This is a genomic window from Amycolatopsis sp. NPDC004378 (genome assembly GCF_053602455.1).
On the sequence record NZ_JBSGDR010000005.1, the window covers coordinates 206593 to 219122 of the forward strand.

Consider the following 12530-nt stretch of genomic DNA (forward strand, 5'->3'; position numbering starts at 1 on the left):
CCTATAGAGCGTCCGTGCCGCGCTCACCGGTCCGTACCCGGATGACCGTCTCGACCGGCGTCACCCACACCTTGCCGTCACCGATCTTGCCGGTGTGCGCGGCGGTGGTGACGGCCTCGAGGACCTTCTCCACGTTGGTGTCGTCGGTGACGACCTCGATCTTCAGCTTGGCCACGAAGTCGACCGAGTACTCGGCACCGCGGTAGACCTCGGTGTGGCCCTTCTGCCGGCCGTAGCCCTGGACCTCGCTGACCGTCATGCCCAGCACGCCCAGCTGCTCCAGCGCGGAGCGGACGTCGTCGAGCGTGAACGGCTTGACAATCGCCGTGATGAGCTTCATGCCTTGCTCTCCTCGAGTTTCGCGGCCGGAGCGGTCTTGACCGGAATGGTGGACGGTGCGCCACCGCCGGACAACCCGGTGAAGTCGTACGCGCTCTCCGCGTGCTGCGCCTCGTCGATGCCGGCGACCTCGTCCTCGGTGCTGACGCGGAAGCCGCCCGCCTTCTTGATCACGAAGGCGATGATGAAGGACAGGACGAACGAGTACGCGAGTACCGCACCGGCTGCCGCCGCCTGCTTGACCAGCTGGCTCCAGCCACCGCCGTAGAAGAGGCCGTTGCCGCCCGCGCTGTTGGCGTCGGTCGTGGCGAAGAAGCCGATGAGCAGGGTGCCGACGATGCCGCCGACCAGGTGGACGCCGACGACGTCGAGCGAGTCGTCGAAGCCGAACTTGAACTTGAGCGAGATGGCCAGCGCGCAGACCGCACCGGCGATGACGCCGATGGCGATGGCCCCGAGCGGGCTCACGAAACCACACGCCGGGGTGATCGCGACCAGGCCGGCGACCGCGCCGGACGCGGCGCCGAGCGTGGTCGGCTTGCCGAACTTGAGCTGCTCCACGATCAGCCAGCCGAGCACGGCGGCGGCGGTGGCGACGGTCGTGTTGGTGAACGCGACGGCCGCGAGGTCGTTGGCGGCCAGCGCGGAGCCGGCGTTGAAGCCGTACCAGCCGAACCACAGCAGGCTCGCGCCGAGCAGCACGAACGGCACGTTGTGCGGGCGGCCGGTGTCCTTCGGCCAGCCCTTGCGCTTGCCGAGCACGATCGCCAGCGCGAGACCCGCCGCACCGGCGTTGATGTGGACCGCCGTACCACCGGCGAAGTCGAACGCCTTGAGCTTGTTGGCGATCCAGCCGCCGCTGAAGTCCGCGCCCGTGAAGCCGTCGAACGAGAACACCCAGTGCGCGACCGGGAAGTACACGACCGTCACCCAGATGACGACGAACAGCGTCCAGCCCCAGAACTTCGCGCGGTCGGCGATGGCGCCGGAGATCAGCGCGGGCGTGATGATGGCGAACATCAGCTGGAACATGACGAACGCGAGCACCGGCAGCGCGTCGGAGCCCGGCCACGCGACCGCAGGCGACGAGCCGCTGGCGGCCGTCGCGAGACCGACCAGCTTGCCGATCGAGTCGCCGAGACCGGCGAAGTGGAAATTACCGACCAGCCCGCCGAAGGCGTCGTCGCCGAACGACATCGAGAAGCCGTACAGCGCCCACAGCACCCCCACCACGGCCAGCGCGATGAAGTTCATCATCAGCATGTTCAGGACGCTCTTCGCGCGGACCATACCGCCGTAGAAGAAGGCCAATCCCGGTGTCATGAGCATGACCAGCGCGGCGCTGGCCAGTACCCATGCGGTGTCTCCTGCGTTCAGCACATCGTCCTCCCGTGCCCTGGGTCTGTGCGATGGCAGTTTTGGCGCGCGGTGTTTCACGGGGCGGCGTGCGAGGTTTCGCCCGCGTGAACTGTCCGCACCCCGTTGTTACGGCCACGTTTCCCGGGGCGTGTACCGGAGTGTCCGGTTGCGTTACGTCGTGGTCGAATATCCCCATGACCTCGACCGACCACGGGAATGACCCACTGCTACCCCCGGTCGTGGCCGCGTTGCGCTGTTCGGTGTGCGCAGCGCCACTGAAGGCGGTCGAGCGCACGCTGCGTTGCGAAAACCGCCACTCGTTCGATCTAGCCCGCCAGGGGTACGTGAACCTGTTGCACGCGCGAATCCCGGCCGGAACGGCGGACACGGCCCCGATGGTCGCGGCCCGCGCGGACTTCCTGGCGTCGGGCGCGTACCGCCCGCTGGCGGACGAGCTGGCCCGGGTGTGCGCGGAAGCCGACAGCCTGGTGATCGACGCGGGCGCCGGAACGGGCTACTACCTGGCCCACGTCCTGGAGGCTTCCGGAGCGTACGGCCTCGCACTGGACGTCTCGGCGGTCGCACTGCGCCGCGCGGCCCGCGCGCACGCCCGCCTGGGCGCGGCGGTGTGGAACCTGTGGGAGCCGTGGCCGGTGGGCGACGAGGTGGCGTCGGTGGTGCTGAACGTCTTCGCGCCGCGCAACGGCCCGGAGTTCCACCGCGTGCTGGCCCCGGGCGGCCTGCTCGTGGTCGCCGCCCCGGCCCCGGACCACCTCGCCGAGCTGGGCGACCTGGTCCTGGCGGTGGACGAGCGCAAGGAGGAGCGCCTGGACGGCACCCTCGGCGAGTACTTCGCCCGGACGGGCCGCACGGAGATCCGGCGCACGGCGTCGCTGACGCCCGCGCAGGTCCGCAAGGCGGTGGAGATGGGCCCGACGGCCTTCCACCTGGACCGCGGCAACCGTCGAGCACGCCTCGACGCGCTGCGCGAGCCCCAGACCGTGACGGTGTCTTTTTCGGTCTCCACCTACCGGCGCCTCTGACGGCCTGTCCCCGGTCTTGTTCTACGGGGTCTGGAAGGCTGGGACAGGTGAAGCCCGACTGGACCGCCCCGGCGACCCTGCTCGCGGACGCGGAGTGGGTACGCGCCCGCATCGGCGGCGCGGCCAAGCTCTACGGCTGCGCCCCACCGGAGGTCCTCGGCACGATCTGGTGGTACTCGCTCTCGTCGGTCCTCGTCGCTCCGGCGGTGGAAAGCCTCGTGGCCGCGGCGCCTGCCTTGACTGGCGGCGGTTTCACACCGCCTGGTGAACCGCCGCCGGACGCCGCGGCGCCTGCTCCGAGCGACCTGGCCGCGCTCGCGGACCCGTCGCTGGACGCCATGGAACTCGACCTCGTGGCCGACGGCCGCTTCCTCGGCGCCCGGTCCACCCGGCGCCTGTCGGGCGGGCTGCCCGAGCTCGCCGCCGCGTTCGGCAAGGCACTCGGTGCCGCCATCACGACGATCGCCGCCGTCACCGGGGCGCGTGAACGGGCGCTCGGCGCCATTGCCACCGACTCGATCGGCAACCGGCTGCTGTGGACGCCCGACCCCGAGCGGGCCATGGCGCTCGCCGAACCACTCGTGGCCGCGATCGGTCTGGGTCTGCCGAAGCCGCGCTTCGTGCACGTCGGCCGGACGCCCGCCGTACGCCGGGCGTCGTGCTGCCTGATCTACGAAGTCGGCAACCCGAAGTGCGTGAGCTGCCCGCGCCAGACCCCCGCCGAACGTGAAGCCCGGCTGCGCGCCGCCTTGGGCTGACCCGGCTCAGTCGAGGACGGCCAGCTCCAGCCCCCGCAGCCGCTCGGGGTCGGCGATGACGTCGATGCCGCTGATCCGGTCGCCGTCGACCTGGAACGCCAAGACGACCGACAACCGGCCGTCGCGCACCCAGAGCAGCCCCGGCGAGCCGTCGACGAGCGCCAGCTCGCTCGTGCGGGCCCGTTCGGAGGCCAGCACCGCGCCCTTGCGCACGTTCTCGACGCCGCGCAGCACGACCGGCGCCGGACTGGGACCGACGAACCGGTCGGCGTGCAGCACCACCTCCGGATCGAGCAGGGCGAGCAGCGCCTCGAAGTCGCCACCGCGCGACGCCGCCAGGAAGGCCTCGACGACCTTCCGCCGCCTCGGCAGGTCCGCGTCCGTCGCGGCGCCGCCCTTGACCCGGCGCCGGGCGCGGCTCGCGAGCTGCCGCGCCGCGGCCGGGGTCCGGTCGAGCATCGGCGCGATTTCGTCGAACGGCACGGCGAACATGTCGTGCAGCACGAACGCGACCCGCTCCGCCGGCGCCAGCGTGTCGAGCACCACCAGCAGCGCCAGTCCGACCGAGTCGGCCAGCTCGGCCTCCTCCTCGGGGTCCCGGCGCTCCTCGCCCGGCTCGGGCCGGCCGTCGAGAGGCTCCTCGCGGTGGTTGCGACGCGTCCGGAGCATCGACAGGCACACCCGCGCGACGACGGTGGTCAGCCACGCGCCGACGTTCTCGACCTCGCCCATGTCGGTGCGGTCGAAGCGCAGCCAGGCCTCCTGGACCGCGTCGTCGGCCTCGCTCGCCGAGCCGAGCATCCGGTAGGCCACCGCACGCAGCCGCGGCCGCTCCTGCTCGAACCGCCCGGTCAGCGTGTCCACCGTGTCCCGTTCCTTCCGCCGCAGTCAGAGCAGTAGACCCCACAGCGGCGGCCGATGTGACCGGAACACCCGACGTCGCGAGTGATCTCGATCATCCGGGCCGGCGGCTCAGAGCACGCAGAACTCGTTGCCGCCCGGGTCCGCCATCACGATGTGGTCCGGACGGCCGTCCAGCTCGTACTCCCGCACCACCGTGGCACCCGCCGCGGTGAGCCGGGCGACCGCTTCGACGACCCGCTCCCACCGCGTCTCCCACGGGACCTCCCGGCCGCCGCCGGCCTGGACGTCGAGGTGGAGGCGGTTCTTCACGACCTTGGCCTCGGGCACCTTGAGGAAGCTCAGGTTCGGCAGCACGCCTTCCGGATCGCTCAGGTAGGCGCCGTCGTCCCATTCCTCCTCGGGCACCTCGTGGTGCACGAACCAGGCCTCCCAGGTCGCGAAGCCGGCGGGCGGCGGCCGTTCGATGTAGCCGAGGGCCACCGCCCAGAACCTCGCCAGCGCGCGGGGATCCGCGCAATCGATCGTCAGGCTCCACCGCACCGTCACGGACGAAGCGTAGCCGCGAGAAGCGCCACCGCACCCTTCGCGACGGCGATTCCCCGGGCCGCGACGTGGCTCTCGTTCAACGGAGCGGCCGGATCCGACACCATCACACTGGTGACCAGCGAGCGGCCGTCCGCCGTGCGCGCCAGGTAGTTCAAGGTCAGCACGCCGGGTTCACTGCCGCCCTTGAACCAGACCTCCGGGAACCTCGCCCGGTCGAGCCCCAGGCCGCCGTCGTTGAGCGACAGCGCATGCCCGATCTCCGGCTGGTTCTCCTTCTGCAACCCGGAGAACGCACGGCAGATGTCGTCCGGCGAACCGAACCACTCGAGGTCGTCGATCTTCTCGGGTGCCTGCCAGGAGGTGAGACCGGTGAGCGGCAGCCGCTCCAGGCCGGCGAGCGCCGCGGGCCGAGCCCATCGGGGCAGCGCCAGGTAAGCGTCGGCGCGAGCCGGGTACTGCGTGGCCTTGAGCTCGAACAACGCCTTCGTCGTCAGGAACGGGATGTTCGCCGACGGCCGCTGGTTGCCGAACGCCGTGAGCTGCCGCTGCACGGTGTCGCGGCCGAGCCGGTGGATCAGGTGGTCGGTCGCGGTGTTGTCGCTGATCGAGATCATCTTGTCGGCGTACGTCGACAGCGGGAGCCGCGTGCCGGCCGGTTCGTTCTGCAGCACCCCGGACGGCAGGCTCTTCCAGTCGTCGCGGATCGCCAGCTGCTCGGTCCAGGACGCCTTGTGCTCGGCGACCGCCTTGCCGAGCGCTCCCAGCACGTAGAGCTTGAACGCCGACCCCAGCGGCCGTTGCACGTCGTCGCGCACGCCGTGCACGTCACGACAGCGCCCGTCCGGCAGGATTTCCGACGCGCCGAACGACACGCGGCCACCGAGCGCCGCCAGCTGGGTGTCGAGCTCCTGCCAGGAGGCCGGGACCGGGTCGTCCGGGCTCGCTTTGAGCCCGTCGATCAGCCCGGCCTGGTCGACGTGGAGGTCGAGCAGGTAGTCGTCGACGGTCCCGTGGACGGCGGCCTCGACGTGGTCCGGCGCCTCGGTGACGACCCGTTTCACCTCGAGCCGGCCGAGCTGGGTCAGCGCGCCGTTGACGCCCGCTGTGCCGCCCACCGCGGTCAGGAAGACCTGGGCGACGTGTCCGCGTACCTCGGCATCGGACACCGGGACCCGCCCGGTCGCGTCGACCACCCACTCGAGCTGCTGCGTCGCCGTGGGCACTTCGGCCGCTTGGGCGGCCGGAGCCACCAGCGGTGCGAGGACCACGAGCACGCCCGCTATCGCCGTCTTCATCTTTCCCCCTGTCGTCATGGTTCCCCCTGGTGTCGCGCCTACTGTTCGGGCGGCCGGATCCAGAGCCCGACCACCTGGCCGTTCTCGCGGTAGGTCACCTGGACGGTCCGCTCGCCGGCCTCGAAGGCCAGCGGCATGTGGACGACGGTGTAGTCGCCCGTGGACCGCGCGTACGGCTCGCCCATCCCTTCGTAACGGCCGACCGCTCCGGCGACCTGGGCCCAGGCGAGCCGCAGCTCGTCCTCGCCGACCGCGGCTTGCATCCGGTCGTCGAAGTCCCGGCGCACCTCGTGCCACTGACAGCCGACCAGCTCCGCCACGAGCCCCTCGGCGCGGTGGATCGCGTCCGGCGGCTTCAGCTCCGTCATCGGCACTCCCGTCGCCGGGTCGACCGGCCGGCCGAACCGCTGGAAGGCGGCCTGCCGGCTGGTGCCGAGCAGGTCACCGATCTCCTGCCACGTGTGCCCGGCGGCCCTGGCCGCGTCCACGGCGTCCCGCAGCGTCGCCTCCGCGTCGCGGACTTTCCGCAGCGCTTCGCCGACCGCGACCAAAGGACCTCCCGGCACGACGTCAAGATTGGATTGACGCGGCCCGGTTGTCAAGTCATTCTTTACGTGCGCTCGCTGCCGACGGGCGGCGCTCCGACAGGTTGCGTCGCAGTACTGGCGGTTTCGACCAGCTCCGCGCCGAGGTGGCAGCGGCTTGCCACAGGCAGCACATTTCATGCTTTCGAGTGTAGCGCACGGAATTTCAAATCGTGCTAACGTGGACAGCACGAAATGGCCTCGCCCACGACCTGGGAGGCGTGGCCATGCGAAGGGGAGGACGGTTACGGTGAGGACCGATGAGTGAACGCACCTGGGGCTTCCGCACCCGCGCCCTGCACGCGGGCGGCACCCCCGACCCGGCGACCGGCGCGCGGGCCGTGCCGATCTACCAGACCACGAGCTTCGTCTTCGAGGACGCGGCCGACGCGGCCAACCTGTTCGCGCTGCAGAAGTACGGCAACATCTACAGCCGCATCGGGAACCCGACCGTGGCCGCGTTCGAGGAGCGGATCGCCAGCCTCGAAGGCGCCATCGGCGGAGTCGCCACCGCGAGCGGGCAGGCCGCGGAATTCCTCACTTTCAGCGCGCTCACCGAGGCGGGCGACCACATCGTGTCGGCGAGCGGCCTCTACGGCGGCACGGTCACCCAGCTCACCGGCACGCTCAAGCGGTTCGGCGTGGAAACCACGTTCGTCAGCGGCGGCATCGACGACTACGCGGCGGCAGTCACCGACCGGACCCGGCTGCTCTACACCGAGGTGATCGGCAACCCCGGCGGCGGGATCGCCGACCTCGCGGCGCTGGCGGATCTCGCGCACTCCCACGACATCCCGCTGGTGGTGGACGCGACGCTGGCAACGCCCTACCTCTGCCGGCCGATCGAGCACGGTGCCGACATCGTGCTGCACTCGGCGACGAAGTTCCTCGGCGGGCACGGGACGACACTCGGCGGGATCGTCGTCGAGTCCGGGAAGTTCGACTGGGGCAACGGGAAGTTCCCGCGGATGACCGAGACCGTCGAGAGCTACGGCGGCCTCAGGTACTGGGAGAACTTCGGCGAGTACGCGTTCTGCACGCGGTTGCGCGCCGAACAGCTGCGGGACATCGGCGCGGTGCTGTCGCCCCACTCGGCTTTCCTGCTGCTGCAGGGGGTCGAGACGCTCCCGCAACGGATGGAAGCGCACGTGGCCAACGCCCGGGCGGTCGCCGAGTACCTCGAATCCGACCCACGGGTGGCCTGGGTGTCCTACGCCGGCCTGCCTTCGCACCCGCACCACGACCTGGCGAAGAAGTACCTGCCCGCGGGCCCCGGGGCGGTGTTCTCGTTCGGCATCGACGGCGGGCGGGCGGCGGGCGAGAAGTTCGTCGAATCGGTGGAGCTGTTGTCGCACCTGGCGAACGTCGGCGACGCGCGGACCCTCGTGATCCACCCGGCTTCGACCACGCACGCCCAGCTGTCGGAGGACCAGCTCGCGGCCGCGGGCGTGGGTCCCGACCTGATCCGGCTGTCGGTCGGGCTCGAGGACGTGGACGACATCCTCTGGGATCTCGACCAGGCACTGGGCAAGGCGGTGGCCGGATGACCTACGCGGCCGGTGCCGTCGAGCGGCGTGCGATCCTCAACCGGACCAAGTCGGTGACGCTGGTGGGTGCGTCGGCCAATCCGGCGAGGCCGAGCTATTTCGTGGCGACGTACCTGCTCTCGTCGACGCGCTACGAAGTCAACTTCGTCAACCCGCGGCTGGACACGCTGTTCGGGAAACCGGTGTACGCCTCCTTGAAGGACGTCCCGGGTGAACCGGATCTGGTCAGCGTCTTCCGGAAGCACGACGACCTGCCTCAGGTGGCCGAAGAGGTGATCGACGCCGGCGCGCGAACGCTGTGGCTGCAGCTGGGGTTGTGGCACGAGCCGGTGGCCGACCGGGCGCGGGAAGCCGGGCTGGACGTCGTGATGAACCGGTGCGTGAAGATCGAACACGCGCGCTTCGCCGGCGGGCTCCATTTGGCCGGGTTCAACACCGGCGTGATCAGCTCCCGGAGGCAGTCGGCACCCTAGGGAAGAGACGGTCCGATCCCGCTGTTGGCCGGAGTATGACCGAGAACCTGGGGATCACTCTGTCCGGCGGCCCGACCGCGCTGCTCGAACTGGGCGGCGTCCGGCTGCTCACCGACCCGACCTTCGACGCGCCGGGCGATCACTCGATCGGCGAGCGTGTGCTGGTCAAGACCGAAGACTCGGTGCTGACCGAGGACGCGGTCGGGGTGGTGGACGCCGTGCTGCTGTCCCACGACCAGCACCCCGACAACCTCGACGACCGCGGTCGCGCCTACCTGGGGGCGGTGCCGCTGACGCTGGTCACGCCCAGCGGAGCCGAACGGCTGGGCGGGACGGCGCGGGGCCTGCGGCCGTGGGAGGAGGCGAGCGTCGGTCCGCTGACGGTCACCGCCGTCCCGGCACTGCACGGACCGGAGGGCGCGGAGCCGACAACCGGCGAGGTCACCGGCTTCGTCCTCACGGGCGACGACCTGCCAACGGTGTACGTCAGCGGCGACAACGCGTCGGTCGACCTGGTGCGGGAGATCGCGTCGCGGTTCCGCGTGGACATCGCGGTGCTGTTCGCGGGCGCCGCCCGGACGGCGCTCTTCGACGGCGCTCCTCTGACGCTGACCAGCGCGAACGCCGTCGAAGCGGCGAAGGTGCTGGGCGTGCCGAAGGTGGTACCGCTGCACTTCCGCGGTTGGCAGCACTTCAGCGAGGGCCCGGACACCTTGCGCAAGGAGTTCGAGACGGCGGGCCTTGCCGACCGTCTGGTGCTACTGGAGCCCGGCGAGCGCGCGGAGGTCTGACGCCAGCCCGGCGCTCGCGGGAGTGGCACCGACTGGTTGGCGCAAGTCCGACACGAGCGAACGCACTCGACCGCGACCCGGGAACCAGACGGAACGGGCGGCGATGGATTCGGCGAGCGGTGTCGGGCGATTCAGGCGTATCCGGCCCCGGGAGCGGGCCGAGCCCAGCGACTCGGGCGAAGCCGACCACCACCCGCGAGCAGGCGGCGCCCAGCGACTCAGGCGAAGCCGACCACCACCCGCGAGCAGGCGGCGCCCAGCGACTCAGGCGGCACCGGCCGCAACTCGGGAGCGGGCGGCAGGCCTCGGCTCGGCCGTGAGAGGCTGGCCGCATGGCCAAACCCACTCCGCTGCAGTTCCGGAACCTTCTTGTCGCCCTCTTGGCGGCGGCGGGCTTTGTCTGGAGCATCGTGGCCGGGTTGCCGTGGTGGGTCAGTGCGATCGTCGGCTGCGCGTGCGTGCTGTCGCTGGCCTCCGCTTACCTGAACCGTCCGGACGCGGGCTGACCGCGAGCCGCCTGGTGGGGACGGCGGCTCGCGGGCGGCTTCAGCGCGTCTTCGAGAACCGGGCCTTCAGGTTCGTCCGGCCCGCTTCGGTGAGGCGGCCGAACAGCCGCAGCCTGGCCAGGCCGCCGTCCGGGTAGATGTCCAACCGGGCCTCCGTCACCTCCGGGCCGTCCTTCAGGGCGAAACGGTGGCGGGTGTCCGGCTGCAGGCGGGTCTTCGGCAGCAGGTCGACCCACTCGCCGTACGTGTCGCGGCCGCTCACCGACGCCCAGCCCGGTGCGTTGCCCTTGAGGTTGCTCGTGTCCAGCTCGGCGAAGCGGACGATGCCCGCGCCGGCCAGGCGCAGCGTCACCCAGTCGTTGCCGTCGTCGCGGCGGCGGGCGGTCTCCCAGCCCTCCGCCTGGTGGGCCGCCAAGCCCGGCGAAAGAATGTTGTTCGGCGACGAATAGAACCTGTTGCTGCAGCCCGTGACCAGCGCGCCGTTCTCCAGCGCCGCCAGGTCGAGGGCGTCCATGTCCAGCAGCTCCGGGTCCGGGATCGGCGCGCCGTGCACGCGAAGACGCGCGACACCGCCGTCGGGGTGCTGCGTCAACCGGACGTGCGTGTAGCGGCGGGAACCGTTGACCGCGTAGAAGTTCTCCGTGTGACCGGCCGCCGGGGCGTGGTCGACCAGGGTGTCCCAGTCCGCCGACGCCAGCTCCGCCGCCGACGGGTAGCCCGGCACCGAGGCCGCCTCGACCGAGACGAACGGCGGGTAGTTGCCCTTGAAGAACGCCGTGTCGACGATGACGCCGGTGACCGTGCCGGCCAGGCCGAGCCGCACCACGGCCTGGTCGTCGCCCGGCTCGCGGTGGCGGCGGGTCTCCCAGCCGTCGTAGACCTGGCCCTTCGGGCCGAACGTCTCGGCGCGGTGCGCCGGCGTCCACGGGTTGACCAGGTTCTCCTTCTCGGCGAACAGCTCGTCGGTCGCCCACATCACCGTCCCGCCGAAGCGGCGTGACGCGAGGTCGGGCAGTTCGGTCCACTCAGGACGGTCGGACAAGGCAGCCTCCATTTCAGCAGTCCCCCCGGGTCAGCAACGCGCCGTGTGGCTCGTCGCCGGTGATTTCGGTGCCCCGCAACCACGTCGAGCGCACGACGCCGGCGAGCGGGCGGCGGTCGTAGGCGCTGACCGGGTTGCGGTGCTTCAGTTTCGCGACGTCGACGACGAACGCCTCGTCCGGCGCGAAGACGCAGAAGTCGGCGTCGTAGCCTTCCGCCAAGTGGCCCTTGCGGCGCATCCCGGCCTGGGCGGCCGGCCGCTCGGCCATCCAGCGGACGACGTCGGTGAGCGCGAACCCGCGTTGCCGCGCCTGCGTCCAGATCGCCGGGAGCCCCAGCTGGAGACTGGAGATCCCGCCCCACGCGAGGCCGAAGTCGCCGCTGTCGAAGCGTTTCAGCTCCGGCGTGCACGGCGAGTGGTCGCTGACGACGGTGTCGATCACGCCGTCGGCGAGTCCCTGCCAGAGCAGTTCGCGGTTGGCCGCCTCGCGGATCGGCGGGCAGCACTTGAACTGCGTCGCGCCGTCGCGGATTTCCTCCGCGATGAAGCTGAGGTAGTGCGGGCACGTCTCGGCCGTCAGCGCGACGCCGTCGCGGCGCGCGGCGGCGACCAGCGGCAGGGCTTCCGCCGAGGACAGGTGCAGGATGTGCGCCCGCGCGTCGTTGCGGCGGGCGGCGTCGATGACGTGCGTGATCGCGAGGTTCTCGGCCGCGCCCGGCCGGGACCGCAGGAAGTCGACATAGCGTCCGCCGTGCGGCTCCGGCGCTTCGTCGATCTCGTGCGCATCTTCGGCGTGGACGATCATCAGCGCGTCGAAGGAACTCAGCTCCCGCAACGCTTCGTCGAGCCCCGCCGGGTCGAGCGGCGGGAACTCGTCGACACCCGAGTGCAGCAGGAAGCACTTGAAGCCGAACACGCCGGCGTCGTGCAGGCCGCGCAGGTCCGCGACGTTGCCCGGGATGGCGCCGCCCCAGAAACCGACGTCGACGTGCACCCGGCCGGTCGCCGCCTTGCGCTTGACCTCCAGCGCGGCGACGTCGACCGTCGGCGGCAGGCTGTTGAGCGGCATGTCCACGATCGTGGTCACGCCGCCGGCGGCGGCCGCGCGGGTCGCCGTCTCGAAGCCCTCCCACTCGGCGCGGCCGGGGTCGTTGACGTGGACGTGCGTGTCGACGAGCCCCGGCAGCAGCACGACGTCGTCGCCGAGGTCGATTTCGCGGTCACCGGACAGCGAAGCGCCGCCGGGCTCGACCGCGACGATCCGGCCGCCGTCGACGCCGAGGGTCGCCGGAACTTCGCCCTCGGCCGTGACGGCTCGGGCCGCGCGCACCACAAGATCCATCCGAAACCCCTTCTCCGGGAGGAATGACCACCGCCGATTTC

14 protein-coding genes are annotated in these 12530 nt (G+C 71.2%); 6 read left to right on the forward strand and 8 right to left on the reverse strand.

The window, feature by feature from the left end; all coding sequences use genetic code 11:
* Position 1: 1 nt before the first annotated feature.
* A complete protein-coding gene (locus ACWEN0_RS18565; protein ID WP_072480971.1) occupies positions 2–340 on the reverse strand; it encodes a P-II family nitrogen regulator in 339 nt (112 codons plus the stop codon).
* Positions 337–1719 (reverse strand): ammonium transporter, encoded by a 1383-nt coding sequence (locus tag ACWEN0_RS18570; RefSeq protein WP_451974670.1) that lies wholly within the window; start codon positions 1717–1719, stop codon positions 337–339. The genes ACWEN0_RS18565 and ACWEN0_RS18570 overlap by 4 nt, the downstream gene beginning before the upstream one ends.
* Positions 1720–1892: 173 nt before the next feature.
* On the opposite strand from ACWEN0_RS18570, the gene ACWEN0_RS18575 reads away from it, so the two are divergent.
* Positions 1893–2741: a putative RNA methyltransferase gene (locus ACWEN0_RS18575; RefSeq protein ID WP_451974672.1), complete on the forward strand. Its 849-nt coding sequence runs from the start codon at positions 1893–1895 to the stop codon at positions 2739–2741.
* Positions 2742–2788: 47 nt separating this feature from the next.
* Positions 2789–3499, forward strand: a complete 711-nt coding sequence (locus ACWEN0_RS18580) for a (2Fe-2S)-binding protein (RefSeq protein ID WP_451974674.1) — start codon at positions 2789–2791, stop codon at positions 3497–3499.
* 6 nt (positions 3500–3505) lie between these two features.
* Here ACWEN0_RS18580 and ACWEN0_RS18585 read toward each other — a convergent pair whose 3' ends face one another.
* The 4 genes from ACWEN0_RS18585 to ACWEN0_RS18600 form a co-directional block, all read right to left on the reverse strand.
* Entirely contained in the window at positions 3506–4363 is an 858-nt protein-coding gene (locus tag ACWEN0_RS18585) for a sigma-70 family RNA polymerase sigma factor (protein WP_451974676.1), read from the reverse strand.
* A gap of 108 nt (positions 4364–4471) precedes the next feature.
* The gene (locus ACWEN0_RS18590; protein WP_451974678.1) at positions 4472–4909 is read right to left on the reverse strand and encodes a VOC family protein; all 438 of its coding nucleotides are present in this window, start codon (positions 4907–4909) and stop codon (positions 4472–4474) included.
* A complete protein-coding gene (locus tag ACWEN0_RS18595) occupies positions 4906–6222 on the reverse strand; it encodes a serine hydrolase (RefSeq protein ID WP_451974680.1) in 1317 nt (438 codons plus the stop codon). Before ACWEN0_RS18595 ends, ACWEN0_RS18590 begins: the two co-directional genes overlap by 4 nt.
* A gap of 20 nt (positions 6223–6242) precedes the next feature.
* On the reverse strand, positions 6243–6770 hold the full coding sequence (locus ACWEN0_RS18600; protein ID WP_451974682.1) for a DUF3887 domain-containing protein: 528 nt from the start codon (positions 6768–6770) through the stop codon (positions 6243–6245).
* A 278-nt stretch (positions 6771–7048) separates the two neighbouring features.
* On the opposite strand from ACWEN0_RS18600, the gene ACWEN0_RS18605 reads away from it, so the two are divergent.
* The 4 genes from ACWEN0_RS18605 to ACWEN0_RS18620 all read left to right on the forward strand — a co-directional run bounded on the left by ACWEN0_RS18605 (position 7049) and on the right by ACWEN0_RS18620 (position 10105).
* A complete protein-coding gene (locus tag ACWEN0_RS18605; RefSeq protein ID WP_451974684.1) occupies positions 7049–8335 on the forward strand; it encodes an O-acetylhomoserine aminocarboxypropyltransferase/cysteine synthase family protein in 1287 nt (428 codons plus the stop codon).
* Positions 8332–8808: a CoA-binding protein gene (locus ACWEN0_RS18610; RefSeq protein WP_451974686.1), complete on the forward strand. Its 477-nt coding sequence runs from the start codon at positions 8332–8334 to the stop codon at positions 8806–8808. The genes ACWEN0_RS18605 and ACWEN0_RS18610 overlap by 4 nt, the downstream gene beginning before the upstream one ends.
* 35 nt (positions 8809–8843) lie before the next feature.
* Positions 8844–9599 carry an MBL fold metallo-hydrolase gene (locus ACWEN0_RS18615; protein WP_451974688.1) on the forward strand — a complete coding sequence of 252 codons (756 nt, stop codon included), beginning with the start codon at positions 8844–8846 and terminating at the stop codon, positions 9597–9599.
* Positions 9600–9931: 332 nt separating this feature from the next.
* The gene (locus ACWEN0_RS18620) at positions 9932–10105 is read left to right on the forward strand and encodes a hypothetical protein (RefSeq protein WP_451974690.1); all 174 of its coding nucleotides are present in this window, start codon (positions 9932–9934) and stop codon (positions 10103–10105) included.
* Positions 10106–10145: 40 nt separating this feature from the next.
* Here ACWEN0_RS18620 and alc read toward each other — a convergent pair whose 3' ends face one another.
* Together alc and allB are read right to left on the reverse strand one after the other, a co-directional pair.
* Positions 10146–11159, reverse strand: coding sequence for an allantoicase (alc, locus tag ACWEN0_RS18625; protein ID WP_451974692.1), 1014 nt, complete (start codon positions 11157–11159; stop codon positions 10146–10148).
* A 1-nt stretch (position 11160) separates the two neighbouring features.
* The gene (gene allB / locus ACWEN0_RS18630) at positions 11161–12489 is read right to left on the reverse strand and encodes an allantoinase AllB (RefSeq protein ID WP_451974694.1); all 1329 of its coding nucleotides are present in this window, start codon (positions 12487–12489) and stop codon (positions 11161–11163) included.
* Positions 12490–12530: the final 41 nt, after the last annotated feature.

Coding starts and splice junctions, on each gene's coding strand:
- ACWEN0_RS18565 (WP_072480971.1), bottom strand. CDS start 340: ATGAAGCTCATCACGGCGATTGTCAAGCCGTTCACGCTCGACGACGTC.
- ACWEN0_RS18575 (WP_451974672.1), top strand. CDS start 1,893: ATGACCTCGACCGACCACGGGAATGACCCACTGCTACCCCCGGTCGTG.
- ACWEN0_RS18595 (WP_451974680.1), bottom strand. CDS start 6,222: ATGACGACAGGGGGAAAGATGAAGACGGCGATAGCGGGCGTGCTCGTG.
- ACWEN0_RS18605 (WP_451974684.1), top strand. CDS start 7,049: ATGAGTGAACGCACCTGGGGCTTCCGCACCCGCGCCCTGCACGCGGGC.
- ACWEN0_RS18610 (WP_451974686.1), top strand. CDS start 8,332: ATGACCTACGCGGCCGGTGCCGTCGAGCGGCGTGCGATCCTCAACCGG.
- ACWEN0_RS18615 (WP_451974688.1), top strand. CDS start 8,844: ATGACCGAGAACCTGGGGATCACTCTGTCCGGCGGCCCGACCGCGCTG.
- ACWEN0_RS18620 (WP_451974690.1), top strand. CDS start 9,932: ATGGCCAAACCCACTCCGCTGCAGTTCCGGAACCTTCTTGTCGCCCTC.
- alc (WP_451974692.1), bottom strand. CDS start 11,159: ATGGAGGCTGCCTTGTCCGACCGTCCTGAGTGGACCGAACTGCCCGAC.
- allB (WP_451974694.1), bottom strand. CDS start 12,489: ATGGATCTTGTGGTGCGCGCGGCCCGAGCCGTCACGGCCGAGGGCGAA.